Origin of the sequence: Rathayibacter festucae DSM 15932 (assembly GCF_004011135.1) — a bacterium.
GTDB lineage: Bacteria > Actinomycetota > Actinomycetes > Actinomycetales > Microbacteriaceae > Rathayibacter > Rathayibacter festucae.
The window spans coordinates 2294527-2319867 of sequence record NZ_CP028137.1 but is presented as its reverse complement, the minus strand read 5'-3'; the positions used below and the strand labels follow the sequence as shown (position 1 = coordinate 2319867).

The window sequence follows — 25341 nt, the reverse complement described above, 5'->3', positions numbered from 1 at the left end:
GCGCGGTGTGGCGAGATTCATGCTGGTCGAGTAGCCGCGGAGCGGCGTATCGAGACCCCACGTCTCCAGAGCGGTGGATCTCGATACGCCCGCTGCGCGGGCTACTCGATCAGCATGGTCGGCCCGCTGCGCGGGCTGCTCGATCAGCATGAGGCGCGGGCCGCCCGATCAGCAGGAAGGCCGCCGGTCAGGCGACGCGGCGCCCGCGGGGCAGGCGCGCCGCGGGCGTCGCCGTGCGGCGTATCGCGCCGAGCAGCAGGCCGACCGCGAGCACCAGCTGCAGCGTCAGACCGACGAACCAGGACGGGACGGTCGCGTCGAAGACCTCCTCCGTAGTGCTCGGCCGCGTCGAGCCGGTGTAGCCGGAGCAGGACAGCTCGACGACCGGCTCCGGCGCGATCTGAGCCTGCCGCACCAGCAGCGAGAGCCCGGTGAACAGGTCCTCCGGCGAGCCGTACTCGTCGAGCTGCGGCGGGACGGCGTCGGCCAGCACCACGAACGGGTTGAGCGCGAGCAGCCCCCAGTAGTAGTCGGCCCGCGCCACCTGCGTCTCGTAGTCCGGTCCGCAGATCCCCTCGTCGTCGTCGACGAAGACGGTCTGCTGCTCCGTGGTCGTGACGGCCGTCAGCAGCCCGAACGCGATCAGCGACCCGACGCTCATCGCCGCGACCACCAGGTAGGTGGTGACGACCGACATCAGCGGCCGGTCGAGGATCCCGCTGAGACCCACTCCGATCGCCGCGACGACGCCCAGCTGCACCGCGAGCACGAGCACCGAGACCGACGCGGAGGCGAGCGACACCCCGCCGACCCCGACGGCGACGAGCAGGAACGGCACGGTGCTCGCGAGGAACGCCAGCGCCACCAGCCAGGCCGAGACGAACTTGCCGAGCACGAGCTGCGCCGTGGTCACGAGGGTGACCTGCGTGGTCGCGAGGGTCCCCGCGTCGCGGTCGCCGTTCACGGCCGTGCCGGAGAGCGCGGGCGTCACCAGGCTGCCCAGCAACAGCACGAAGTAGACGAGGGTCGAGTAGAGGAAGCCGCCCACCACGGCGCCGCTGCCCGAGAAGACGCCGGTCGCGACGACCAGCAGTCCGGTGACCGCGCCGACCAGCAGGAAGAACAGCCCGAGCAGGACGAAGGACGAGGTCCCGCGCACCCGCTGCGCGAGCTCGAGCCGGAGGACGATGCCGACGCCCTGCAGGAAGGGCAGCGGCCGGGCGGTGGTCTCGGTGCTCATCGGGCGTCCTCCTCGTTCTCGGTGCGCGGTTCCGCGGCACTCCCCGGCCGCGCGGCACTCCCCGGCTCCCCGGCCGAGCGGGTCAGATCCGAGAAGGTGTGCTCCAGCTCGCCCACCGCCGGCGCGAAGCGGCTGACCGCGACCCCGGCCGACACCAGCCGCGAGAGCAGCTCGGCCGCCGCCGCATCGTTGACGACCGGCACGAGGGCCGCGTCGCGCTCCACCCGGACAGGCACGCCCGTCAGCCGCTCGACGACCTCGGCGAGCTCCGCCCCGCGCGGCCGCACCGCGTCGATCCGCCAGGCCCGCAGCGCCCGCGACGCGCGCGCGACCGCCTCCTGCGAGGCCGTCACCCCGCCGTCGAGGTAGACCGCCGCGGTCGCCATCTCGTCGAGCTCGGAGAGCACGTGACTCGAGACCAGCACCGTGCGCCCCTCGCCGGCGAGCCGCAGCACGAGGTCGCGCAGCGCGATCCGCGCCCCGGGATCGAGCCCCGAGGCCGGCTCGTCGAGCACCAGCACCGAAGGGTCGTGCACGAGCGCGCGCGCCAGGCTCAGCCGCTGCTTCTGCCCGCGCGAGAGCACCCGGGTGGGCCGGTCGCCGAACTCGACCAGGTCGACGAGCCCGAGGAGCTCGTCCGCCCGGGCCTCGGCGTCCGGGCGCGGCCGCCCGTACAGCTGCCCGGTCGTCCGGAGGGTCTCCCGGCAGGTCAGGCTCGCCCAGGAGCCGAGGACGTCGGGCATCCAGCCGAGCGCGGCCCGCACCGCGGCGGGCTCCTCGACCGGATCGTGCCCGGCGACGCGGAGCCGCCCGGCGTCGGGGCGCAGCAGCGTCGCGAGCAGCAGCATCAGCGTCGTCTTGCCCGCGCCGTTGGGCCCGATCAGCGCGGTGACCTCCCCGGGCCGGGCCTCGAAGCTGGCGTCGCGGACGGCGTGCACCGGCCCGAACGCCCGCGACACCCCCTCCGCGACGATGCCGGCATCAGCGTGCGTGTCCATCGAGTCCCCCTCGTCGGTCCGCGGCGATCCCCCTGACCGCGCGAGCGCCGCGAGCCTAGCCGACACCCCCGACCGGCCGGATGCCCGCGGCGCGGAGGGCCGGAGAACACCGGTCGACGGTCTGGGAGAATCGCCGCATGGCTTCTGCGATCACCCCGCCCCGCGGCATGCGCGACTTCCTCCCGGCCGACAAGGCGAAGCGCGAGCACGCGCTCGGAGTGATCCGCCGGGTCTACGCGGCGCACGGCTTCGACGAGATCGAGACCCCGGTCGTCGAGGACTTCGAGCGCCTGCACTCCGGCCTCGGCGGCGACAACGAGAAGCTCGCCTTCAGCGTGCTGCGCCGCGGGCTCTCGCACGACGACCTCGCGGCGGCGGCCGCGGCGGACGACGCCTCGGGCCTCGCCGACCTCGGCCTCCGCTTCGACCTCACCGTCCCGCTCGCCCGCTTCTACGCCAGCCACCGCGCCGAGCTGCCGACCGTCTTCCGCTCCGTCCAGATCGCGCCGGTGTGGCGCGCGGAGCGCCCGCAGAAGGGCCGCTACCGCCAGTTCGTCCAGTGCGACATCGACATCATCGGCGAGCAGGGGCAGCTCGCCGAGGTCGAGCTGATCACCGCGACGGCCGCCGCCCTCGACACCCTGGGCCTGCGCGACTGCACGATCCGGATCAACGACCGCCGGATCCTCACCGGCATCCTCGAGCACTGCGGCTTCGCTCCCGAGCGCTTCGGCCCGGCCCTGATCTCGATCGACAAGCTCGACAAGATCGGCGCGAGCGGCGTCGTCGCCGAGCTCGAGGCCGACGGACCGGACGCCGCGGCCGTGCTCGGCGGCTACCTCGCCCGCATCGAGGCGGCCGTCGCCGCCGGGGGAGTGGCGCTCGCGCAGTCCGCGATCCTCGGCGTGCTGCCCGAGGGCATCGACCCGGAGGCGGTGCTCGCGCTCGAGACGCTCGCCCGGTCGCTGCGCTCGCTGCCGACCGGCGTCTCGCTCCGCTTCGACCCCACGCTCGTGCGCGGGATGGGCTACTACACCGGCACCATCTTCGAGATCGCGCACCCCTCCTCCGGCTCGTCCGTCGGCGGCGGCGGACGCTACGACGGCATGATCGGGCGCTTCCTCGGCCAGGACGTGCCGGCCTGCGGCTTCTCCATCGGCTTCGAGCGGATCGTCGAGCTGATCGACGTGCCGCTGGACGAGCGGCCGGACGCGGTCGTCCTCGTGCACGAGCGCGACGCGGCACCGGAGGTGCTGCTCGCGCTCAAGCAGGAGCTGATCGCCGGCGGCTCCCGTGTGCGCCTCGAGCGCCGCGCGAAGAACCTCACGCCGCTGCTCGACCGGGCCGCCGCCGCCGGATTCACGCGCTTCGCACTCGTGCCCCGCGACGCCGCAGCGGCCGCGGATCTCGCCTTCAAGCCGCTCGGCTGAGCTGAGAGGGGCCTCAGCCGATCCGCCGGGAGGGGCGGGCGGAGCGGTCAAGTAGTTGTCGGATCCGTGAGACCCTTAATACCCGCGAAATCTGCGGACACACCGGAGAAATCTCCCGAGGATAGCGTCGAGGCACCCCGATCGGCGCGGCTTGGCGCGCCCCCTGGGGCACCCGTCGCGAACCGCGCACCACAGCAGCTTCCACCGCCTTACCCGAGGAGTCCCCCTTGCCCCTGTCGCCCTTCCGCACCTCGCAGACCTTCGACCGCCGCAGCGTCCTGCGCATGGCCGGCGTCGCCGGTCTCGCCCTCGGCGGCGTCTCCGTCCTCGCCTCCTGCGCCTCCGACTCCTCCGGTGCCTCGGCCGAGGACGGCGGCGACCTCGGCACCCTGAAGGTCCAGCTCTCCTGGATCAAGAACGAGGAGTTCGCGGGCGAGTTCTTCGCCGACTCCAAGGGCTACTACACCGAGGCCGGCCTCTCCGGCGTCACGCTGACCGCGGGCCCCTCGACCGGCACCGCCGAGCTGCTCTCCGGCTCGGCCGACGTCGCGCTCAGCGACGCCGTCTCGGTCGGCACCGTCGTCGCCAACGAGCAGGCGCCGCTCAAGATCATCGGCGCGACCTACCAGAAGAACCCGTTCACGGTCCTCTCGATCGCGACCGCCGGCAACATCGCCACCCCCGCCGACCTCGCCGGCAAGAAGATCGGCGTCCAGGCGTCGAACACCTCGCTCTTCCAGGCGCTGCTGAAGGCGAACGGCCTCGCCGAGTCCGACGTCACCGTCGTCCCGGTCGAGTACGACCCCTCGGTCCTGATCAACGGCACCGTCGACGGCTTCATCGCCTACCTGACCAACGAGGCGATCACCGTCGCCGCCGAGGGCTACGAGGTCGTCAACCTGCCCTTCGCCGACAACGGCCTCCCCTTCGTCGCCGAGACCTTCACCGTCACCGACATGGCCATCGCCGACAAGCGCGAGGCGCTCAAGGCCTTCCTCGTCGCCGAGATCAAGGGCTGGACCGACGCGGTCAACGACCCGGAGGCCGGCGCGATGCTCGCCCTCGAGACCTACGGCAAGGACCTCGGCCTCGACGAGGAGTCCTCCAAGAAGGGCTCCACCATCCAGTCCGAGGAGCTCGTCGTCTCGGACGAGACCGTCGCGAACGGCCTCTTCACGATCTCCGACAGCCTGCAGGAGGAGACGCTCGCGTCGCTCTCGGGCGCCGGCATCGACGTCGACGCCGCCGACCTCTTCGACATGAGCCTCCTCGCCGAGGTCTACGAGGAGAACCCCGACCTCGTCAAGTACGCCGCCTGACCGCGGCGACCGGAACAGCTCCACCACACATGCAGCACCACGGAGGGCACCACTCGTGACCGACACGACCGACGCCGGCACTCTGCGCGAGCAGGGTGCCGGCGGCACCGGCATCCAGATCCACGGCCTGTCGAAGACGTTCCGGATGGGCTCTCGCAGCGTCACCGCGCTGCAGGACACCGATCTGCACACCGACCAGGGCAGCTTCCTCGCGCTCCTCGGCCCCTCGGGCTGCGGCAAGTCCACCATCCTGCGCATCCTCGCGGGGCTGGAGGAGCCCACCTCGGGCTCCATCCGGGTGGACGGCCGCACGCCGAAGGAGCTGCGCCGCGACAACAAGCTCGGCATCGCCTTCCAGGACCACGCGCTCCTGCCCTGGCGCAGCGTGATGTCGAACATCCGCCTCCCGTTCGAGATCGCGGGCAAGTCGGTGGACCAGTCCTACATCGACGAGCTGATCGACCTGGTGGGCCTGCGCGGCTTCGAGAAGGCCAAGCCGGCGCAGCTCTCCGGCGGCATGCGCCAGCGCGTCTCGATCGCCCGGTGTCTCATCCTCAAGCCCGAGGTGCTGCTGCTGGACGAGCCGTTCGGCGCGCTCGACGACATGACGCGGCAGAAGCTCAACCTCGAGCTGCTGCGGATCTGGACCGAGAAGCCGGCCACGACCCTCCTCGTCACCCACGGCATCTCGGAGGCGATCTTCCTCTCCGACCAGGTCGCGGTGATGAGCCCGCGGCCCGGCCGGGTCAAGGAGATCATCGAGATCGACCTGCCCCGCCCGCGCACGCCGGAGATGCAGCGCACCCCCGAGTTCCACGCCTATGTCGACCAGGCGTCCGAGCTGCTGTTCGGCGACGGCGGCGCGGCCGCCGACGACCACTGAGGCGCCCCGTGGCCACCCTGCTCCCCGCTCCCGCCCCGACGACCGAGCGCCGCTCGCGCTCCCTCCCGCCCTGGGCCTCCGGGCTGATCGGCATCGTCGGCATCGTCGCCGTCTGGTGGCTGATCGCCCTGGTCACGGCCCCGACCGGCGGCACGACCTACGCCCCGGTCCCCACGCCGATCCAGGTCGCGCAGACCATCGCGGAGGACGGACCCGCCTTCTACTGGGCCAACTTCTCGGTGACGATCGGCGAGGCCGCGGTCGGCTACTTCTGGGGCAACCTCATCGCCCTGGTGCTCTCCGCGCTCGTCCTGATCGTGCCGTGGCTGGAGGGGATCGTCTCCCAGCTCGCGGTCGTCACCTACTGCGTGCCGATCGTCGCGATCGGGACGCTCGTGCTCCTCATCCTCGGCGGCTCCGACGCGCCGGGGCGGCCGAGCGACACCGCGATCTTCCTCGCCGGGCTCTCGGTCTTCTTCACCACCGTCGTCGGCAGCCTGCTCGGCCTCAAGGCGGCCGACAAGGCCTCGCTCGACGTCGTGACCGTCTACGGCGGCACGAAGTTCACTCAGCTGCGGAAGGTCCGCGCCATCGCGGCGCTGCCGAACATCCTCTCCGCGCTGCAGATCGCCGTTCCCGCGGCGTTCCTCGGCGCGATCCTGGGGGAGTACTTCGGCAAGATCGAGACCGGGGTCGGGCCGATCCTGGTCGCGGCGCAGGTCTCGCTGAACTCGCCGCGCGTGTGGGCGCTCTTCCTCCTCTGCGCGGCCGTGGCGCTGATCGGCTACGGCCTCGTCGGCCTGATCGGGCGCCTCGTCGCCCCGTGGTCCTCCGGAAAGCGGGCATGACATGACCTCCACGATCCCCGACCGCACCGAGCAGTCGAGCCCGACGCAGATCATCGCGGTCGACGAGCTCCGTCGTCAGCTGCGCAGCGCCGCCCTCGGCGCCACGCTGAAGAGCCTGCGCAAGAGCCTCCTGATCGCACTGTCGACCGTCGCGATCGTCCTCGCGATCTGGATCGGCGTGATCCTCTTCAGCGGCGTCTCGCCGTATGTCATCAAGGGGCCGTGGGACGTCTGGGCGCACCTGGTCACCGACGAGTCGGCGGCTGAGAACCGCGCCGAGCTCGGCGGGCTGTTCGCCGTCACCATGGTCGACTCGTTCATCGGCTTCGCGGCCGGCCTGATCGTCGCGATCCTGGTCGCGATCCTCTTCCGGCTGTCCAAGGGCGTCGAGCACGCACTGATGCCGTTCGCGCTGCTGCTGCGCTCGGTCCCGCTGATCGCGATGACGCCGCTGATCATCCTGGTCTTCGGCCAGGGTACGGTCGCCTCGGTCGCGGTGGTCGGCGGCATCGTCGTGCTCTTCCCGGCGCTGGTCACGATCGCCTTCGGCCTCAACAACGCCTCGCCGCAGATGCTCGACGTCGTCTCGGTCTACGGCGGTTCCACGCTCACGGCGATCCGCAAGGTCGCCATCCCCGGTGCGCTGCCCTCGCTCTTCGCGGCGATCCGCGTCTCCGTCCCCGGAGCGATCACCGGCGCGCTGCTGGCCGAGTGGCTCTCGACCGGCGACGGCATCGGCGGCGGCATCGCCGGCTGGACCGCGCAGGCCCGCTTCGACGACATCTGGTCGGCCGTCGTCCTCGTGACCGGCGTCTCGCTGATCCTCTACATGGTCGTCCAGGTCATCGAGACGTTCGTCCTGTCCCGGATGTCCCTCTCCCTCTCCTGACGCACGTCCGCTCCCCTCCGCGAGATGCCACTTGGGTACGCGACACGCCGTGTCGTGCGTACCCAAGTGGCAGCTCGCGGGACGGGGGAGGGACGGGTCAGACGGTGACGATCGCGTCGATGCGGCGCGGGGACAGCAGGTCGCGGCCGCCGAGGCCGTCGAGCTCCATCACCACGGCGATGCCCTCGAGGGACCAGCCGGCGCGCTCGATCAGGCGGCAGCTCGCGTCGAGGGTGCCGCCGGTGGCGAGCACGTCGTCGACGAGCAGCAGGCGCGCGCCCTTCGGCACCGCGTCCTCGTGCACCTCGAGCTGCGTGCTGCCGTACTCGAGCGTGGCCTGCTCGCGCAGCACGGTCCGCGGCAGCTTCCCGGGCTTGCGGATCGTCACGACTCCGAGGCCCGCGGAGTAGGCGGCCGCCGCGGCGAGGAGGAAGCCACGCGCCTCGACCCCGGCGATCGCGTCGATCCGGCCGCGATACGGCTCGATCAGTGCGTCGGCGACCGCGCGGAGCGCCTCACCGTCGCCGAAGACCGGCGTGAGGTCGCGGAAGAGGATGCCGGGCTTCGGGAAGTCGGGGACGACCTCGGTGAGGCGCTCGACGAGGGCGGCGGCGGTGCTGGTCACGGGGTCCTCCGGTGGGGCGGGAGCGGATCGGCGGCCGTGCGGCGCGGCTGCCGTCAGGGCCCTGGGAGTCTACCGACGCCTCGCGGACGCCTCCCGTTCCGAGGCGGTCAGTAGACTCCTTCCCGACCGCTCCCGCCCTCCGGGAGCCCACCCGTCAAGAGGAGATAGTTGTGGCCCTTATCGAGGCAGTCGTCGCCCGAGAAATTCTGGACTCCCGTGGCAACCCCACGGTCGAGGTCGAGGTCCTGCTCGAGGACGGCGCGTCCTCGCGAGCGGCCGTCCCCTCCGGTGCCTCCACCGGCGCCTTCGAGGCCTACGAGCTGCGCGACGGCGACGCCGAGCGCTACCTCGGCAAGGGCGTGCAGAAGGCCGTCGACGCCGTCATCGACGAGATCGGCCCGGCCATCGAGGGCTTCGACGCCACCGACCAGCGCCTCGTCGACGCCGAGCTGATCGAGCTCGACGGCACCGAGAACAAGTCGCGCCTGGGCGCGAACGCGATCCTCGGCGTCAGCCTCGCGGTCGCCAAGGCCGCCGCGCAGTCGGCCGACCTCGACCTCTTCCGCTACGTCGGCGGCCCGAACGCGCACACCCTGCCCGTCCCGCTGATGAACATCATCAACGGCGGCGCGCACGCCGACACCGGCGTCGACATCCAGGAGTTCATGGCCGTCCCGCTGGGCGCCGAGTCCTTCTCCGAGGGCCTGCGCTGGGGCGTCGAGATCTACCACGCGCTCAAGGCGCAGCTGAAGAAGGCCGGCTTCGCCACGGGCCTCGGCGACGAGGGCGGCTTCGCCCCCGACCTGCCCACCAACCGCGAGGCGCTCGACTTCATCCTCAAGGCCGTCGAGGCCGCCGGCTTCACCCCCGGCAAGGACATCGGCCTCGCGCTCGACGTCGCCTCCTCCGAGTTCTACGAGGACGGCAAGTACACCTTCGAGGGCAAGAAGCTCTCGGCCGAGGAGCTCTCCGCCTACTACGCCGACCTCGTCGCCAACTACCCGCTGGTCTCGATCGAGGACCCGCTGGACGAGGACGACTGGGCCGGCTGGACCCACCTCACCGCCGAGATCGGCGACAAGGTGCAGCTCGTCGGCGACGACCTCTACGTCACCAACCCGGTGCGCCTGGCCCGCGGCATCGCCGAGAAGGCCGGCAACTCGATCCTGGTCAAGGTGAACCAGATCGGCACGCTCACCGAGACGCTCGACGCGGTGGCCCTCGCCCAGCGCAGCGGCATGACCGCGATCCTCTCGCACCGCTCCGGCGAGACCGAGGACACCACCATCGCCGACCTCGCGGTCGCGGTGGACGGCGGCCAGATCAAGACCGGCGCCCCGGCGCGCTCGGACCGCGTCGCGAAGTACAACCAGCTGCTGCGCATCGAGGAGATCCTGGGAGGCGCCGCGACGTACGCGGGTCGCTCCGCCTTCCCGCGCTTCACCGCGTAGTCTCTTCCCGCCGGAGCGGCCCCGGAGCCCAGCACCTCGGTGCGGGCACCGGGGCCGCTCCCGTTCCGCCCTCATCCGATCCACCGCTCGAGGAGGCACCCGCCCATGGCCCGACCGCCCCGCCGGCCCTCCACTCCCGGGAGCGCGCCCCGCCGCCCGGCCGCCGCCGAGACTCCGGACTCGACCGCCTCGGTGCCCGGGTCGTCGAAGACCGCTGCCGCGAAGCCCGCCGCGTCGAAGCCGAGTGCCTCGAATACGTCCGCATCGAAGAAGCCGGCGTCGAAGCCCGCCGGCTCGTCGTCCGCCGCCTCGAAGCGCCCCGGCGCGAAGCCCGGCTCCTCGGCCCCGAAGTCCTCGCGCACCCCTCGCGCGAAGCAGCCCCCCGTCACGCCGTCCTCCGCCTGGGTCGCCGGCGTCCGCGGCTCCGGCTTCACGCTGCTCGTGATGGGCATCATGATCCTGGCCGTCGTCGTCCTGGCGCCCAGCGTGAAGAACTTCGTCGAGCAGCGCGCCGAGATCGCCGAGCTGCAGCGCTCCGTCGACGCGGCGAAGACCCAGTCGCAGAACCTCGACGAGCAGCGCGTGCGCTGGTCCGACCCCGCCTTCATCCGCGCCCAGGCCCGCGAGCGCCTGTACTTCGTGATGCCGGGCGAGGTCAGCTACCTCGTCCTCGACGACATCGCCGTCGCGCAGCAGGCCGCGCAGCCGGCCTCGAACTCGGTGCAGAAGACCCCGAGCGACTGGGCGGGCTCGCTGCTCTCCTCGATCGCGGTCTCCGGCCTCGGCGACCCGACGACGGCGGAACTCACGCCCACTCCCTGACCCCGGCCCCCCCGCCCGGCCCCCGCCTACACTGGAGAGTTCCCTCCGGTCCCCGCGCCCCCTGGAGTCCTCCGTGACCACGCCCCCGTTCGACCCGCCCACCGAGCACGACATCGCCGTCGTCTCCGCCCAGCTGGGCCGCCCCGCCCGCGACGTGGTCGGCATCAGCGCGCGCTGCATCTGCGGCAACCCGACGGTGGTCTCCACCAGCCCCCGGCTGAGCGACGGCACGCCGTTCCCCACCTTCTACTACCTGACCCACCCCGCCGCGACCGCCGCGATCTCGCAGCTCGAGGCGACCCAGGTCATGGTCGAGTACAACGCGCTCCTGGCCGAGGACGAGGCGCTGCGCGACGCGCACGCGGCGGCCCACCGCGCCTTCCTCGCCGACCGCGAGAGCATCGCCGTCGTCCCCGAGATCGCCGGCATCTCCTCCGGCGGCATGCCGACGCGCGTCAAGTGCCTGCACGCCCTGGCCGGCCACGCGCTCGCCGCGGGCCCCGGAGTGAACCCGATCGGCGACCTGGCGCTCGCCCGCGCCGACTGGTCGCCCGAGCGCTGCGAGTGCCGGCCGCTCGAGGTCTGACCGACTCCGCGGACCGGCGGGTCGACGCGATTCGACGCGCGGTTCGCTAGGCTGATTCACAGTCGGGGTCAGTGCTGCCACCCGCATCGAGAGCGGGCACTTCGCGAGTAGCAGGGTGTTCGCATTGTCCATCCCTCTGGAGTGTTCACCGTGCCCAAAATCCTGATCGTCGGAGGCGGCTACGCCGGCTTCTACACCGCGTGGAAGCTGGAGAAGTACCTCCGCGCCAACGAGGCCGAGGTCACGATCGTCGACCCGCTGCCCTACATGGCGTACCTGCCCTTCCTCCCCGAGGTCGCCGCCGGCTCCATCGAGCCGCGCCACGCGATCGTCTCGCTGCGCCGCCACCTCAAGAAGACCGCGATCCTCGCCGCGAAGGTCACCAAGATCGACCACGCGTCCAGGACCGCGACGATCACCCCCACGGTCGGCGAGCCCTACGAGTTCGTCTACGACCAGATCGTCGTCACCGCGGGCTCCGTCTCGCGTACCTTCCCGATCCCGGGCGTCGCCGACAATGCGATCGGCCTCAAGACGATCGAGGAGGCGACCGCGATCCGCGACCGCATCCTCACCAACTTCGACAAGGCCGCGACCCTGCCGGCCGGCCCCGAGCGCTCGCGCCTGCTGACGGTCACGGTCGTCGGCGGCGGCTTCGCCGGCATCGAGGTCTTCGCCGAGCTGCGCTCCTTCGCGAGCGCGCTGCTCAAGCGCTACCCCGAGATCGACTTCGAGGAGACCAAGTTCCACCTCGTCGAGGCGATGGGGCGGATCATGCCCGAGGTCGCGCTCGAGACGAGCCACTGGGTCCTGAAGAACCTCGACCAGCGCGGCGCGACCGTGCACCTCGACACGCAGCTGAAGTCCGCCGAGGGCGGCGTCATCGAGCTGTCGACGGGCGAGACCTTCGAGTCCGACCTGATCATCTGGACCGCCGGTGTCATGGCGAACCCGTCGATCAAGAACTCCGACCTCCCGATCGAGGAGCGCGGCCGTCTGCGCGTGCGCGCCGACCTTCGCGTCGGCCACGACGACGTCATCGTCGAGGGCGCCTGGGGCGCCGGCGACGTGTCGGCCGTCCCCGACCTCACCGGCGGCGGCGTCGGCGGCTTCTGCGTGCCGAACGCCCAGCACGCCGTCCGCCAGGGCAAGCTCATGGCGACCAACATCATCGCGGTCCTCCGCGGCGAGGCGCCCAAGGACTACTTCCACAAGAACGCGGGAGCGGTCGCCGGTCTCGGCATCGGCATCGGCGTCTTCCAGTCCGGCAAGATCGCGATCAAGGGCTTCCCGGCCTGGGTCATGCACCGCGGCTACCACGGTCTCGCCATGCCCTCGTGGGAGCGCAAGTTCCGCGTGGTCTGGGGCTGGTGGAACAACCTCTGGCTCGGCCGCGACATCGCCTCGATCGAGGCCCGCGAGTACCCGCGTGGCTCCTTCGAGACCTACGCGTCGCGCCCCCGTCCGGCCGCTCCGGCCGCCGAGTCGGCTCCGGCCGGCACCCCCGGCCCGGCCGGCGCGCCGGTGACCGTGGGCGGCGAGCCCGCCAAGGCCTGACAGCACCGTCGGGTGGTGCGCGAGAGCGCGCCGCCCGGTGGTCGCCCCCATAGCCCAATCGGCAGAGGCAGACGACTTAAAATCGTCTCAGTCTGGGTTCGAGTCCCAGTGGGGGCACTCTCTCCGCGGCTGTTACGCCGCGCGCGCGTGCGCGGCCTTCTCGAGCGCCGCAGCCGGCAGCGCCCCTTCGAGGCTCGCTTCGTCGAGCAGGGCCGCCTCGAGGGCGGCGGTGATCTCGCCGGGGGCGCACTCGGCGCAGAGGACGACGAGCTCCTCGGAGCTCACACCCTCGGAGTCCTCGCCGCCGGAGCGGTCCAGGACGACGGCATCGGTTCCGCAGCTTCCGCATTCGATCATGCGGGTACCGTACGTCCGACCTCCGACATCGCCGCGATGCGCGGACGGTGAGTCGCGCGGGAGTGCAGGAGTTCCGATCCGGGCCATCCGGTCGTGTCCGTTCCTGTCAATCGCTACGCCGGCGCCCGCCCTCGCATAGAGTCGTGGCCGGGCGGTCCTCGCCCGGACGGAGCGCCTGCGCCACCGTCCCGGGGGCGGTCGGCCCGGTGGCGCCTCGTGGCGTCTCCTTCTTCTCGTGCCCTCGGGCACTGTCATGCATCACCCGGCGACGGGTGGTCGGGAGGCCTCCATGGGGAAGCTGCTCTACGGAGCCTCGGGTGTCGAGATCGAGTTCGACGACCGCACGCTCACGCACGTCCAGATCGTCATCGCCAACAAGCTGCGCCGCCGCGAGAGCTTCTTCTTCTCCTGGCGCGACGACCCCGCTGTCGGCGACGGCCGCTCCAGCATCTGGCTCGACCCGTCGGTCCCGCTCTACTTCAAGTACTTCGGCGGCCGGGTTCCGTCGATCAACCGCACCTGGATCGACCTGCTGACGGTCTCCGCGAACTCCTCCGGCGGGCTGCAGCTCGTGCAGGAGCCGGACGCCGCTCCCACCCCGCCGCCGAAGGGCGAGCAGGGCGCGTGAAGCGCGACGTCTCCGCCCGGCTGACCCTCGACGTCGCGCGCCCCGCGACGCTCGTCTTCTCGATCGCGGTCGCGGAGGCCTACGGGGCTCCGGAGCGGCTGTCCCTCGAGCTGGACGGGCGCGAGGTCGCCGCACGCGAGGTGCTCGACCAGCACGGCACCCGCCTGCACGTCCTCGAGGCGGGCGTCGGACGCCTCGTCGTCGACTACACCGCGAGCGTCGACGGCGTGCTGGAGCCGCTGCCCGGCGAGGAGGTCGACCGGCTGCGCTACCTGCGACCCAGCCGCTACGCCGAGTCGGACATCCTCTGGGCGACCGCGCGCGCCGAGTTCGCGGGCCTCGAGGGCGCCGCCCTGCTCGCCTCGGTCAGCTCCTGGGTCGGCACCCGGCTCGCCTACGTGACCGGCTCGAGCCTGCCCACCGACGGCGCGGAGCGGACGCTGCTCGCCCGCCGCGGGGTCTGCCGCGACTTCGCCCACCTCGTGGTGGCGCTGCTGCGCGCGCTCGACGTGCCGGCCCGGCTCGTCGCGGTCTATGCACCGGGGCTCGCGCCGATGGACTTCCACGCGGTCGCCGAGGCCTGGATCGAGGGCTCCTGGCGGGTGGTCGACGCGACCACTCTGGCGCCGCGGTCCAGCCTGGTGCGGATCGCCACCGGCCGCGACGCGGCGGACACGGCGTTCCTCAGCGTCTACGACGGCATCGCGACGCTGACCGACATGACCGTCGGCGCCGTGGTCGACGTGCTGCCGGACGACGACGTGCGCGAGCTCGCCGCGATCGGCTGAGCCCGGACCCTGGTCGCCGGGGCGGAGACCGCTCCGGCGCTACTCGCCGACGTCGACGAAGCGCCGCCAGGCCCAGATCGACGTGCAGACGACCGTGAAGGCGACCACGGCGAAGAGCGCCGGACCGCCGCCGCCGTCGGTCGCCCAGGCGGCGATCGTCGGCGTGAGGAGCAGGAAGAGGACGGTGCTCGCCAGCAGCGTCAGCCCGAGCCAGAGCACGGGCGACCAGCGCAGGATGCTCTGCCCCGCGGGCCGGCCGACCGGGAAGAGCAGCACGACGCTCGAGCCGACCGAGAGCAGCGTCGTCGCGCTGAGGATCTCGGTGGTGAGGACCGCGGCGAAGGAGCCGTCGGCGGGGACGGCCGCGGAGGCTCCCCAGGCGACGGCGGCGAGACCGAGCAGGGAGACGACCCGCACGGTCGCGAGCTTGGCGCGTGCGACGGTCGAGGCGCCCTCGGGCAGGACGAGCCCGATCACCACTCCGAAGAGAAAGGCCGGGTCGAGGCCCGCGAAGCGCGACAGGAGTGCGGCGCCGGCCACCAGCAGCAGCGCGCGGGGCGAGGCGACGATGCGGATGCCCGGCAGGCCGAGGCGGTGCCCCACCAGCGCGGGAATACCCGCGGCGACGGCGTTCACGACGGCGACCGCGACGATGACCGCGATCAGCAGGCGGAGGTAGGCGGGCTGCCCGTCGACCCGGCCGGAGAGCAGCACGAGACCTGCGGCGCAGCCGATCATGCCGACGACCATCGTCCGGGCCGAGAGCGGGGCGGGCTCGGGCCGGTCGTCGTACTCCACGCTCGCGCGGTTGCGGCCGGTCAGGCGCCAGGTGCGCGGCTCGCGCGGCACCCGGCCGGCGACGGCCAGGCGGGCGGGGACGACGAGCAGGGCGAGGGAGGCGACCGCCAGGGCGAGGGAGCGCATCCAGTCGGCCATGGTGCCGAGGGGTGCACTGGAGGAGAGCGCGGTGGTCATCCCGGTGGCGGCGCTCCAGCCGCCGGGGACCGAGCCGCCGTCCGGGGCGGGTGCGGCCGGCGGCGGGTCGCTGGGAGCGGCTCCGGGTGCCGGGGCGGCCGTGGCGCCGTCGGTCGGCAGGGGCTCGGGCGCGGGCGCCGTCTGCCCGGGTCGAGTCGGCGCGGCGGTCGCGGTGCTTCCCGGCGTCGTCGGCCGCGCGGTCGGCGAGCCGGGCGCGGTGGTCGGCGTGCTCCCGCCCGGAGTCGCCGCGCTCGTGCCGGGAGCGGTCGCGGTGGGGGAGGCGGAGGGAGTCGTGGTCGCCGCCGAGAAGGTGGCGTCGATCCACGGGCTGCGCGAGCTGTAGTTGCCGGCCGCGTCGCCCGCGATCGCCGACACGCGGTGCGCTCCGGCCGTCACCGTGCCGCCGGTGCAGCTCCAGGCACCGCCGGTGATCAGCGCGTCGCAGGTGTTGACGAGGTCGACGTAGACGTAGACCCGCGTGCCCTCGGTCGCGGTGCCGGAGTAGACGGCGCCGGTGAGCGGCAGTGCGGCGCCCGGGCCGGGGGAGGCGAGGGCAGGCGCGACCGGAGCCGCGGTGTCCACGACGAGCGAGACGGCCGCGCTGGCCGGCGAGACGGTGCTCCCGGCGAAGGAGGCGGACTGGGTCGCGGTCACGCGGTAGCTGCCGGGGGAGGGGGTGGGCGCGAGCTGGCAGAACCAGCGGCCCGCGCCGTCGGCGGTGGCGAGGCAGGAGGCGCCGCCGTCGGAGGTGACCGCGACGCTTGCTCCCGGGTAGGCGGTGCCGCTCACCGATCCGGCGGACGTCGCCGAGCCGTCCACCGACTCGATGACGGGTGCGCTCAGCACGGCGATCTCGGTGCGGGCCGAGGTGGTGCCGCCGGCGGCGAGGAGCTCGACGGCGGTCAGGCGGATCCGGCCGTCGTCGAGGTCGAGCGCGCAGCTCCAGGTGTCGTCGGCGCCGACGGTGGTGATGCAGAGCGGCTCGCTGCTGCCGGTGAGGCCGATCTGGATCTGATCGCCGGCTGTGCCGGTGCCGGTCGCGGTGACCGCGCCGCTCGGCAGTACGGTGCCGGAGGCCGGGGAGGTGATCGCGAGGGGCGCGGCGGCCTGCGCGCTCGGCGCGGTCAGGCCGGCGGCGGCGCCCAGCGCGACGAGCAGCACGAGCAGGAGGGCGGCCGGACGGCGGCGCGACGAACGGGGGGAGCGGCGAAGGCGACCTGACGGCACGGCCGACGGACCCCTCGTCGCGGAACCCCCCGGAACAGACGCGGCGACACTCGGAATCACGGTGCGTCCATTGCACGGGGGCGCACGGGTGGTGTCAAGCGCGGCGCGCACCCGTTGCCGGATGTACACCGAAGGGCGGAGCGGGCCTCCTCCGAGCGGGGGAGTGGCTGGTCGGAGCGGGAGAGCGCTTCCGCGACAATATACCCATCGACGAGTCGGAGGAAAGATGAGCGAGGACGCAGCGCGCGGACGCGATCGGCAGCAGGTGCGCGCCGAGACCGCGCGCTTCGACGACCCGCGGGAGCTCGGGCGGCTGCTGCCTCCGGGACTGCGGATCGGGCTCGCACAGAGCGCCTTCCAGACGGAGGGCTCGCTCGAGGCCGGCGGTCGCGGCCGCTCCGTCTGGGACGACTTCGCCCTGCGGCGCGGCACGATCGCGGAGGAGGCGACGCCCGAGTTCGCCACCGACTTCGTCCTGCGCTGGCGCGAGGACCTCGCCCTGCTGGTCGACCTCGGCGTCGACGAGCTGCGGCTCTCGATCTCCTGGACCCGGCTGCAGCCGGACGGGCGCGGACCGATCGACCGCGGCGGCCTCGGCTTCTACGACCGCCTGCTCGACGAGCTGGCGGGGGTCGGGCTGCGGATCGCGCTCACCCTGCAGCACCGCGACACCCCCTCCGCGCTCAGCGGGGGCTGGATGAATCGCGACACGGCCTTCCGCTTCGGCGACGTCGCCTTTGAGATCGGCTCTCGGCTCGGCGACCGGGTCGCGGACTGGATCACGCTGGATCAGCCGTCGACCGTCTTCCTCGAGGGCTACGCGCTGAAGAACCAGGCCCCGGGAGCGGGGCGGCTGTTCAGTGCGCTGCCCGCTCTGCACCACCAGCTGCTCGGGCACGCCGTCGCGGTCGAGGCGCTCCGCTCCGCCGACCTCGCCGGGCGCATCGGGCTCGTCGACGCGCAGGCCGTGGTCGAGCCGGCGAGCGAATCGGAGCGGGACGGCGCGTGGGCGGCGCTCGCCGACGTCCTGCAGAACCGGGTGGTGGCGGATGCCGTGCTCACCGGCGTCTATCCGTCGGGGCCGGAGGAGCTGCCGCCGTTCCTCGCGCCGCTCGCGGGCGTCGACCCGGTGGACCTCGCCCGCATCAGTGCCCCGCTCGACTTCTACGGGGTCGCGCCGCTGGCCCCGCAGCGGATCGCCGCCGGCCGCGATCCGGCGCTGCCGACCGGGCCGGGTGCTCCGCCGGCTCTGCCGTTCCACGCCCGGCCGTGGCCGGAGCTCGACCGGACCGGTGACGGCTCGCCGTTCGCGCCGTGGGCGCCGGTGGCGGTGCTGCGGAGTCTCGTCGAGCGCTACAGCGACGCGCTGCCGCCGCTGGTGCTGACGGAGCTCGGCGCGAGCTACCCGGATCTGCCGGACCGGCAGGGCGCGATCGTCGACACGGAGCGGATCCGCTGGCTGGGGGCGCACCTCGGGGCGCTCGCCGAGGCCGTGCACGAGGGCCTGCCGCTGGAGGCCGTCCAGCTGTGGACGCTGGTGGACGCCTTCGAGTGGCAGCACGGCTACACCCGGCCGCACGGGCTCGTGGCGCTGGACTCCCGCAGCCGCGACCGCGTGCCGAAGGCCTCGTTCGACTGGCTGCGGCGCGTGCTGGACGAGCGCTCCTGACGGCGACTGCTCACCGAGCGGCGGGGGCGGCCGCATGCTGATCGAGTAGCCCGCGGCGCGGGCGTATCGAGATCCACCACCGTCGGAACGCGAGTCTGCAGACCCGCCCTGCGGGGGATGGTGGGTCTCGATACGCCCCTGCGGGGCTACTCGACCAGCATGGTCTGCACGCTGATCGAGTAGCCCGCGCAGCGGGCGTATCGAGATCCACCACCGTCGGAACGCGAGTCTGCAGACCCGCCCTGCGGGGGATGGTGGGTCTCGATACGCCCCTTCGGGGCTGCTCGACCAGCATGAGGCGGGCCTGCGGGGCTGCTCGACAAGCAGGAGGCGGGGCTGCTTGAGCAGCAGGGGGTCCGGTCCGGCGTGGGAGACTGCCGCGATGCGCAGCCTTCTCGCCCTCGCCTCGATCCTGCACGCGGAGCCCGCCGTGGTGCTCGCCGCGCTCGCCGACGTGCTCGCGGCCGACGACGGGCCGGCGTTCGAGCGCTCGGCGGACGAGCTCGAGCGGCGGCTGCCGGTCGTCGGCGTCGAGCAGTGGCGGGTGCTGGCGGACGAGGAGGGCTCGCGGGTCGAGTGCGAGTTCGTCGCGTCCGGCGCCTCGTCCGCGCTCGCGGGGGTGCTGGCCCGACGCCGGATCCGGGACGCGCCGGAGCGGTTCCGACGCGTCGTCACGGCCGTGGCGGACGCGGTCGAGCCCCGAGCCTGAGTGCCCCCCGCACGGGGAATGTGCGGGCCTCGCGCGCTGTTGTCTTGAACAGCGGGGTGGGGCCCGAGTGCCTCGCCCATCGGATCGCTCGGAGGAGCTCGAGGCAGATGGCAGGAACAGGAATGAGCAAGGGACGGGGAGTGCGCGGCGCCGACGAGGAGATCGTCTACCGCCGTCACGCGAACGGACGCGGCATGGTCGCTCCGGGATCGCGCGTCTCCGCGTCGGCGTACGTCGAGACCGGCGCCTACGTCGAACCCGGCGCCACCGTCGGGGAGCGCGCGTGGATCGGCGCCGGCAGCTGGGTCGACCGCGACGCGATGATCGGGCACAGCGCCTTCATCGGCGCGAACGTCCACGTCGGCCCGGAGGCCATCATCGGCCCCGGTGCCCGCATCGGCAGCTACTCGCGAATCGGCGGCTCGGCCGTCGTCGCGACCGGCGCGCGGGTCGACCGCGACACGGTCATCACCCCGGGCAGCCGGTTCGGCACCGACGACGGCGTCCGCGAGATCGGCCGCCGCGCCGCGTAGGCCCGCACGACCCCACGACCCTGTTCCGCCCGACCTCGGCGCTCCCAGAGCGGCACCGAGGCGGCGGAATAGGGTCGTTCCATGTTCGAACTCCATCACCTCAGCGCCCAGGAGCAGTGGGACTGGCTGCAGCGCGGCGAGATCACACCGCTCGAGCTGACCGAGCACTACCTCGCCCGGATCGAGCGCTGGAACGGGGAGCTCGGCGCCTTCACCACCGTGACCGCGGACGCGGCGCGGGCCCGGGCGGCCGCGATCGACTCCGTGCCGCGCACCGCGCTGCTCTGGGGGCTGCCGAGCGGCGACAAGGACCTCTGGCGCCGGGCCGGCGTCCGGACCACCTTCGGCTCGCGGCTGCGCGAGTCGTTCGTCCCCGACGCCTCCGACGAGATCGTCCAGGTGCTCGACGCGGCGGGGGCGATCAGCCTCGGCAAGACGGCTGCGCCCGAGTTCGGCATGCCCTCCTACACCGAGAACCTCGTCGGATTGCCGACGGTCACGCCCTGGGACACCTCGCGCGGCGCGGGCGGGTCCAGCGGCGGCGCGGCGAGCGCGGTCGCGGCGGGACTGCTCCCGTTCGCACCCGGCTCCGACGGCGGCGGCTCGATCCGCATCCCCGCCGCCGCCTGCGGTCTGGTCGGTCTCAAGCCCTCCCGCGGCCGGGTGCCGGCGCTGTCCGGAGTGGGGGGAGTGGGCGGCCTCGTCGTCGCAGGTCCGCTGACGCGCTCGGTGGCGGACGCCGGGATGCTGCTGGAGGGGATGCTCGAGCGTCGCAACGGCGTCGTCCCGCAGCGCACGGCGCTGACCGCGCCGGGCGACGGCGACGGCTCCTTCCTCGGTGCCGCCGTGCGCGGCGAGGGCCGGTTCCAGATCGGCGTGCTGACGGCCTCGCCGTGGGACGAGGAGTACGACATCGGTCTCGCTCCGGAGGCGCGCGCCGCGCTGGACGAAGGCATCGCCGCGCTCTCGGCGCTCGGCCACGGTCTGGACGACGCGGTGCTGCCGCCGTCCGCCGCCTACCCCGATGCGTTCCGGCTGCTCTGGCAGAGCGGGGCGTCGACGCTCCCGATCGAGGGCGACGAGCTCGACCTTCTCGAGCCGCTGACGCAGTGGCTGATCCGCGAGGGGCGGAAGCGCTCGGCGCGCGAGATCGTGGAGGCGGCGGGCGTGCTGTCGGCCTACGAGCGCGCGGTGATCGCCGCCTTCTCGCCGTTCGACGCGATCCTGACCCCGTCGATGACGATGACGCCGCGGCCGGTCGGCTGGTACGACGCCGAGGATCCGGAGCTCAACTTCGAGCACCAGGTGCGCTACACGCCGTACACCTCGTTCGTGAACGTGAGCGGCCTGCCCGCGATCGCGCTGCCGCTGAGCGTCACGGCGGACGGCCTGCCGATGGGGATCCAGCTGATCGGGCGCCCCGGCGGTGAGGCGGTGCTGCTGTCGATCGGTGCGCAGCTGGAGCGCCGGGCGCACTGGCAGCGGCGGCACCCGCCGCAGTGGTGAGGCAGGGGGAGCCGGGCGCCGCCGACACCCGGCGAACGGGCAGCTCCGCACCCTTGGCCGGTCAGGTTAGGCATGCCTATACTTACTTCCGATGTGCATGTTCGAGGGACGAGACGGCTCGGAGCCGGTCGACGTCAAGCAGTTCCTGATCGCGGGTGACGAGACCGTCGTGCCCTGGATCCAGAGCATGCTCGACGCGCTCCCCGCGAACGCCCGGGGCCAGGTCTTCGTCGAGGTCGACGACGCCCGCGGCCTGCCGCCGCTCTCGGCGCCCGGCCGCGTCTGCGTCACCTGGCTCGGCCGCTCGCAGCGCTCCGGCGCTCCCGGCACCGGCCTCGCCTGCGCGCGCGGCGTCGCGCTCGACCGCGCGGTGCGCGCCTGGATGGGCGAGATGTCCGTCGTCGACGGCGACTACCCGTGGGCGGACGACCGGCACGACTTCTGCGCCTGGATCGGCGGAGAGGGCGCCGTCGTCGCGGAGCTCGCCGCCGATGTCGACGCCCGCCTGCGGGTCTCCGCGGAGCACGCCGCTCGCTGAGAGCCACTCAGGATTAGGTAAGGCTTACCTTCTCTGCGAGACTGGACAGGTGCCTCCGCTGACCGAAGCCCCCGCCCGCCCGGCCTACCGGCCGTATCTCGCGACCGTCGCCCGCGCGACCCGGATCGCGCCGCACTTCATCCGGATCACGCTGACCGGTGACGACCTCGGCTCGGTCGGCTGCACCGGCCCGGACCAGCGGATCAAGCTGGTCGTGCCGACGCCGACCTCGAGCGCGCACGACTTCATGGCTTCGGTCGCGGACGAAGACGGGCCGGACGGCCTCGCCCCCGACTGGTACACCCGCTGGCGCGAGCTGCCGGACGCGCTGAGGAACCCGCTGCGCACCTACACGATCCGCGCGACCCGCCCCGAGCTGGCCGAGGTCGACGTCGACTTCGTCGCGCACGGCGACACCGGCCCCGCCTCCGCCTGGGTCGAGTCGGCCCGCGTCGGCGCGCAGGTCGTCATCATCGCGCCCGACACGCGCTCGGAGCTGGCCGGCGGCGGCGTCGAGTGGCACCCGGGTGCGGCGACGACGCTCCTGATGGCGGGCGACGAGACCGCGGTCCCCGCGATCAGCGCGATCCTCGAGAGCCTCCCGGCCTCGGCGACCGGAGCGGCCTTCCTCGAGGTGCCGAGCGCGGCGGACGTCCTGTCGCTGCAGCACCCCGTCGGCGTCCAGGTGCACTGGCTGGTGCGCACCGGGACGACCCCGGGTGCGCACCTCGGCGACTCCGTCCGCGGCTGGGCGACCCGCTTCCTCACGGCGCATCACCGCGGGGTCGAGGTGTCCGACGTCGACGTCGACAGCGAGATCCTCTGGGAGGTGCCCGCGGAGCGCACCGACCCCGGCCTCTACGCCTGGATCGCGGGCGAGGCCGGCGCGATCAAGCTGATCCGGCGCTGCCTCGTCACCGAGCTCGGCGTCGACCGGACGCGCGTCGCCTTCATGGGCTACTGGCGGACGGGACGCTCCGAGGCCAACTAGCCTCGCGCCGCGTCCCCTCCGCCCTCAGAGCGCGGCGGGGACGCCGACCAGGCGGCTCGAGAGCGTCCAGAGGTCGCGGCCGAGCTGCCGGTTGCGGGCCTGTGCGGCCACCGCGCCGCCGGGCCGGAGCCCGTCGAAGTAGCTGCCGCTCGCCGCGCCGACGTCGGGCTCGGACGCCAGCGTGATCAGCGGGACGGCGCCCGCCTCGGCGGAGATGCCCGGCGACCCGCTCAGCGACAGCAGCGACATCAGCCGCGAATCGGTGCCGAAGCCGGTCGCGACGACGCCCGGGTGGAACGAGTAGGCGTCGACGGCGGTCGGCAGCAGGCGCTCGGCCAGCTCGCGGACGAAGAGGATCGTGGCGAGCTTCGAGGTGCCGTAGGCGCGCCAGCCGCCCAGCCACGGGCCCCGCCGGCGGTCGAGGTCGTCGAGCGAGAGCCGGCCGATCCGATTGGCGGCGCTCGCGGTGGAGACCACGCGGGCACCGGGGCGCTCGCGCCCGGTCTCGATCAGGCGGGGGAGCAGGAGCCGCGTCAGCAGGAACGGCGCCAGGTGGTTGCTCTGGATCGTCCGCTCGTGCCCGTCGACCGTCTCGCCGCGGTGCGAGACGAGCCCGCCCGCGTTGTTCGCGAGCACGTCGATGCCGTCGTAGCGGGCGAGGAGCGCGTCGGCCAGGTCGCGGACGTCGTCGAGACGGTCGAAGTCGGCGAGGAACGGATCGCCGCCGATCTCCGCCGCGACCGTGCGGGTCCGCTCCGGGTTCCTCCCGACGACGGCGACGCGGGCTCCGGCCGAGGCCAGCGCGCCGGCGGCGACCCGTCCGATGCCGGAGCTCGCCCCGGTGAGGACGACGACGCGCCCCGTCTGATCAGCGACCACGGACGTAGCCGCCCTTCTCGAGGCCGGCCTCGATCTCGAAGCGGTTCCGCAGCGGGTCGCGGCCGGCGACGAAGTACATCAGCGGGAACCACATGCCGAAGGTGCGCCACTGCACCTTGTGCACGGCCTCGTGCTCGAGCACGCGGTCGGAGACGTTGCTGTCCGTCAGATAGCTCGTGCCGACGCAGGAGCCGCCGCGGCCGAAGGCCCACGAGGGCAGCCCGGTGAAGACGACGAGCCCGTTGCGGCGCTCGATCGGGCCCGTGCTCCAGAGCGCGCCCCAGGCCAGCCCGACCGCGCAGGCGAAGAGGTAGCCGGGCCGGGTGATCGCCGGGTCGAGGGCGACGACCGCGACCGCGCGCCGCAGGGCGCTCACGCGCTGTCGCGCCCGTAGGTCTCGAGCAGGCGCAGCCAGACCTCGCTGATCGTCGGGTAGGAGGGGACCGCGTGCCAGAGGCGGGACAGCGGGACCTCGCCGACGACGGCGATCGTCGCGGAGTGCACGAGCTCGCCGACCTCCTTGCCGACGAAGGTGACGCCGAGCAGGACCTTGCGGTCCTCGTCGACGACCATCCGGGCTGTGCCCTTGTAGCCGACGGCGGCGAGCGAGGCGCCGGCGACGGAGCCGATCTCGTAGTCGACGACCCTGGTGCGGTAGCCCGCCTTCTCGGCCGCGGCGGCGGTGAGGCCGACGGAGGCGACCTCCGGGTCGGTGAAGACGACCTGCGGCACGGCCTCGTGGTCGGCCGTGGCGACGTGCGCGCCCCAGGGTGCGTCCTTCACCTCGCCGCCGGTGCTGCGGGCGACGATCACGTCGCCGGCGGCGCGGGCCTGGTACTTGCCCTGGTGGGTGAGCAGCGCGCGGTGGTTGACGTCGCCGACTCCGTAGAGCCAGGGCGAGCCGGAGCCGACCGGGGAGCCGTCCTCGCCGAGCACGAGCATCGTGTCGTCGACCTTCAGAGAGTCGCCCGGCTCGAGCCCGACGACCTCGAGGCCGATGTCGCGGGTCTGCGGGGCGCGGCCGGTGGCGGCGAGGATCTCGTCGGCCTCGACGACGTCGCCGCCCTCGAGGGTCACGGCGACGGTGCCGTCGGCGCGGCGCTCGACGGACGCGGGGGAGCCGCCGATCCGCACGTCGACGCCCAGCTCGCGGAGGGCGTCGCCGACCAGCTCGCCGGCGAACGGCTCGAACGGGGCGAGCAGCCCGCTCCGGGCGAGCAGGGTCACGGTGGCGCCCATGCCGGCGTAGGCCGTCGCCATCTCGCAGGCCACGACGCCGCCGCCGATGACGACGAGGCGGTCGGGGACGATCTCGGCGCTGGTCGCCTCGCGGCTGGTCCACGGCGAGGCGGCGCGCAGCCCCGGGATGTCGGGGACGACGGCGCTGGTGCCGGTCGCCACGGCGACGGCGCTCCGGGCGTGCAGGACGCGGACGGAGCCGTCGGGGGCGGTGACGCTGACCTCGCGCACACCGCTGAGCCGGCCGTGGCCGCGGACGAGCTCGATGCCGGCGCCCTCGAGCCACTGGACCTGGCCGTGGTCGTTGAAGCCGCTGGTGACGGAGTCGCGGTGCGCCAGGAGCGCGGCGATGTCGACGCCGCCGGTGACGGCCTGCGCCGCTCCCGGCAGGTCGCGGGCGGCCCGGAGCGCCATCGGGGCGCGCAGCAGCGCCTTGGACGGCATGCAGGCCCAGTAGGAGCACTCACCGCCCACCAGCTCGCTCTCGACGATCGCGGCGGTGAGGCCGCCCTGCACGGCGCGGTCGGCGATGTTCTCGCCGACCGGCCCCGCGCCGATGACGATCAGATCGAAGGTGTCGGTCGCTGCGGTCTCGCTGGCGGCGTCGGTGCTCGGCGTGGTCATGGTGTCTCCGGATCGTTCTCGGGGGCGGAT

Annotated in this window: 26 protein-coding genes and 1 tRNA gene; 18 read left to right on the top strand and 9 right to left on the bottom strand. The window is 73.3% G+C overall.

What is annotated here, in order from left to right; translation table 11 throughout:
* Positions 1–187: 187 nt before the first annotated feature.
* Positions 188–1240, bottom strand: coding sequence for an ABC transporter permease (locus C1I64_RS10870; protein WP_127887208.1), 1053 nt, complete (start codon positions 1238–1240; stop codon positions 188–190).
* Positions 1237–2238: an ABC transporter ATP-binding protein gene (locus C1I64_RS10865; protein ID WP_127887207.1), complete on the bottom strand. Its 1002-nt coding sequence runs from the start codon at positions 2236–2238 to the stop codon at positions 1237–1239. Before C1I64_RS10865 ends, C1I64_RS10870 begins: the two co-directional genes overlap by 4 nt.
* Positions 2239–2375: 137 nt before the next feature.
* Here C1I64_RS10865 and hisS point away from each other — a divergent pair, with 137 nt between their 5' ends.
* The 5 genes from hisS (at position 2376) to C1I64_RS10840 (ending at position 7607) form a co-directional block, all read left to right on the top strand.
* Positions 2376–3668 (top strand): histidine--tRNA ligase, encoded by a 1293-nt coding sequence (gene hisS, locus C1I64_RS10860; protein ID WP_127887206.1) that lies wholly within the window; start codon positions 2376–2378, stop codon positions 3666–3668.
* A 227-nt stretch (positions 3669–3895) separates the two neighbouring features.
* A complete protein-coding gene (locus C1I64_RS10855; RefSeq protein WP_244209451.1) occupies positions 3896–4987 on the top strand; it encodes an ABC transporter substrate-binding protein in 1092 nt (363 codons plus the stop codon).
* Positions 4988–5132: 145 nt separating this feature from the next.
* Positions 5133–5870, top strand: a complete 738-nt coding sequence (locus tag C1I64_RS10850; protein ID WP_123705595.1) for an ABC transporter ATP-binding protein — start codon at positions 5133–5135, stop codon at positions 5868–5870.
* Positions 5871–5878: 8 nt separating this feature from the next.
* Positions 5879–6718 (top strand): ABC transporter permease, encoded by an 840-nt coding sequence (locus tag C1I64_RS10845; protein ID WP_244209450.1) that lies wholly within the window; start codon positions 5879–5881, stop codon positions 6716–6718.
* 1 nt (position 6719) lies between these two features.
* The gene (locus C1I64_RS10840; RefSeq protein WP_208110631.1) at positions 6720–7607 is read left to right on the top strand and encodes an ABC transporter permease; all 888 of its coding nucleotides are present in this window, start codon (positions 6720–6722) and stop codon (positions 7605–7607) included.
* A gap of 97 nt (positions 7608–7704) precedes the next feature.
* Here C1I64_RS10840 and C1I64_RS10835 read toward each other — a convergent pair whose 3' ends face one another.
* Positions 7705–8232 (bottom strand): adenine phosphoribosyltransferase, encoded by a 528-nt coding sequence (locus tag C1I64_RS10835; protein ID WP_127887205.1) that lies wholly within the window; start codon positions 8230–8232, stop codon positions 7705–7707.
* 170 nt (positions 8233–8402) lie between these two features.
* Here C1I64_RS10835 and eno point away from each other — a divergent pair, with 170 nt between their 5' ends.
* Positions 8403–9683, top strand: coding sequence for a phosphopyruvate hydratase (gene eno, locus C1I64_RS10830; RefSeq protein ID WP_123447613.1), 1281 nt, complete (start codon positions 8403–8405; stop codon positions 9681–9683).
* A gap of 71 nt (positions 9684–9754) precedes the next feature.
* Here the strand turns inward: eno and C1I64_RS20065 are convergent, their stop codons facing one another.
* The gene (locus C1I64_RS20065; RefSeq protein ID WP_164874512.1) at positions 9755–10135 is read right to left on the bottom strand and encodes a hypothetical protein; all 381 of its coding nucleotides are present in this window, start codon (positions 10133–10135) and stop codon (positions 9755–9757) included.
* Between C1I64_RS20065 and C1I64_RS20060 the strand changes: the two genes are divergently transcribed.
* The 4 genes from C1I64_RS20060 (at position 10128) to C1I64_RS10810 (ending at position 12765) form a co-directional block, all read left to right on the top strand.
* Positions 10128–10505, top strand: coding sequence for an FtsB family cell division protein (locus C1I64_RS20060; RefSeq protein ID WP_123447611.1), 378 nt, complete (start codon positions 10128–10130; stop codon positions 10503–10505). The two genes, C1I64_RS20065 and C1I64_RS20060, sit on opposite strands and share 8 nt — an antisense overlap.
* Before the next feature lie 73 nt (positions 10506–10578).
* Positions 10579–11091, top strand: a complete 513-nt coding sequence (locus tag C1I64_RS10820) for a DUF501 domain-containing protein (protein WP_123447610.1) — start codon at positions 10579–10581, stop codon at positions 11089–11091.
* A gap of 150 nt (positions 11092–11241) precedes the next feature.
* Entirely contained in the window at positions 11242–12648 is a 1407-nt protein-coding gene (locus tag C1I64_RS10815) for an NAD(P)/FAD-dependent oxidoreductase (RefSeq protein ID WP_127887203.1), read from the top strand.
* A 43-nt stretch (positions 12649–12691) separates the two neighbouring features.
* A tRNA-Leu gene (locus tag C1I64_RS10810) sits at positions 12692–12765 on the top strand.
* A gap of 15 nt (positions 12766–12780) precedes the next feature.
* Here the strand turns inward: C1I64_RS10810 and C1I64_RS10805 are convergent.
* Positions 12781–13005, bottom strand: a complete 225-nt coding sequence (locus C1I64_RS10805) for a hypothetical protein (protein WP_127887202.1) — start codon at positions 13003–13005, stop codon at positions 12781–12783.
* 289 nt (positions 13006–13294) lie between these two features.
* Between C1I64_RS10805 and C1I64_RS10800 the strand changes: the two genes are divergently transcribed.
* Together C1I64_RS10800 and C1I64_RS10795 are read left to right on the top strand one after the other, a co-directional pair.
* Positions 13295–13633: a DUF7882 family protein gene (locus tag C1I64_RS10800; protein ID WP_068211888.1), complete on the top strand. Its 339-nt coding sequence runs from the start codon at positions 13295–13297 to the stop codon at positions 13631–13633.
* Positions 13630–14421, top strand: a complete 792-nt coding sequence (locus tag C1I64_RS10795) for a transglutaminase-like domain-containing protein (protein ID WP_123447608.1) — start codon at positions 13630–13632, stop codon at positions 14419–14421. Before C1I64_RS10800 ends, C1I64_RS10795 begins: the two co-directional genes overlap by 4 nt.
* Before the next feature lie 39 nt (positions 14422–14460).
* Here the strand turns inward: C1I64_RS10795 and C1I64_RS10790 are convergent, their stop codons facing one another.
* On the bottom strand, positions 14461–16623 hold the full coding sequence (locus C1I64_RS10790; protein WP_127887201.1) for a hypothetical protein: 2163 nt from the start codon (positions 16621–16623) through the stop codon (positions 14461–14463).
* Between the two features lie 226 nt (positions 16624–16849).
* On the opposite strand from C1I64_RS10790, the gene C1I64_RS10785 reads away from it, so the two are divergent.
* From C1I64_RS10785 to C1I64_RS10760, 6 genes are all read left to right on the top strand, one after another.
* Positions 16850–18292, top strand: coding sequence for a glycoside hydrolase family 1 protein (locus C1I64_RS10785; protein ID WP_164874511.1), 1443 nt, complete (start codon positions 16850–16852; stop codon positions 18290–18292).
* Positions 18293–18674: 382 nt separating this feature from the next.
* The gene (locus C1I64_RS10780) at positions 18675–19001 is read left to right on the top strand and encodes a hypothetical protein (RefSeq protein ID WP_127887199.1); all 327 of its coding nucleotides are present in this window, start codon (positions 18675–18677) and stop codon (positions 18999–19001) included.
* 122 nt (positions 19002–19123) lie between these two features.
* The gene (locus tag C1I64_RS10775) at positions 19124–19534 is read left to right on the top strand and encodes a transferase (protein ID WP_133963110.1); all 411 of its coding nucleotides are present in this window, start codon (positions 19124–19126) and stop codon (positions 19532–19534) included.
* A gap of 81 nt (positions 19535–19615) precedes the next feature.
* Positions 19616–21040 carry an amidase gene (locus C1I64_RS10770; protein ID WP_127887198.1) on the top strand — a complete coding sequence of 475 codons (1425 nt, stop codon included), beginning with the start codon at positions 19616–19618 and terminating at the stop codon, positions 21038–21040.
* A 97-nt stretch (positions 21041–21137) separates the two neighbouring features.
* Positions 21138–21578: an SIP domain-containing protein gene (locus C1I64_RS10765; protein ID WP_159422291.1), complete on the top strand. Its 441-nt coding sequence runs from the start codon at positions 21138–21140 to the stop codon at positions 21576–21578.
* Positions 21579–21627: 49 nt separating this feature from the next.
* Positions 21628–22569, top strand: a complete 942-nt coding sequence (locus C1I64_RS10760) for a siderophore-interacting protein (protein ID WP_244209449.1) — start codon at positions 21628–21630, stop codon at positions 22567–22569.
* 24 nt (positions 22570–22593) lie between these two features.
* On the opposite strand, the gene C1I64_RS10755 is transcribed toward C1I64_RS10760, so the two are convergent.
* Genes C1I64_RS10755 through C1I64_RS10745 form a run of 3 tightly spaced genes read right to left on the bottom strand, consistent with a single transcriptional unit; the run spans position 22594 to position 25311 of the window.
* The gene (locus tag C1I64_RS10755) at positions 22594–23448 is read right to left on the bottom strand and encodes an SDR family NAD(P)-dependent oxidoreductase (protein ID WP_127887196.1); all 855 of its coding nucleotides are present in this window, start codon (positions 23446–23448) and stop codon (positions 22594–22596) included.
* Entirely contained in the window at positions 23438–23824 is a 387-nt protein-coding gene (locus C1I64_RS10750) for a Fe-S oxidoreductase (RefSeq protein ID WP_123447600.1), read from the bottom strand. The genes C1I64_RS10755 and C1I64_RS10750 overlap by 11 nt, the downstream gene beginning before the upstream one ends.
* Positions 23821–25311 (bottom strand): dihydrolipoyl dehydrogenase family protein, encoded by a 1491-nt coding sequence (locus C1I64_RS10745; protein ID WP_127887195.1) that lies wholly within the window; start codon positions 25309–25311, stop codon positions 23821–23823. The genes C1I64_RS10750 and C1I64_RS10745 overlap by 4 nt, the downstream gene beginning before the upstream one ends.
* Positions 25312–25341 lie beyond the last annotated feature (30 nt).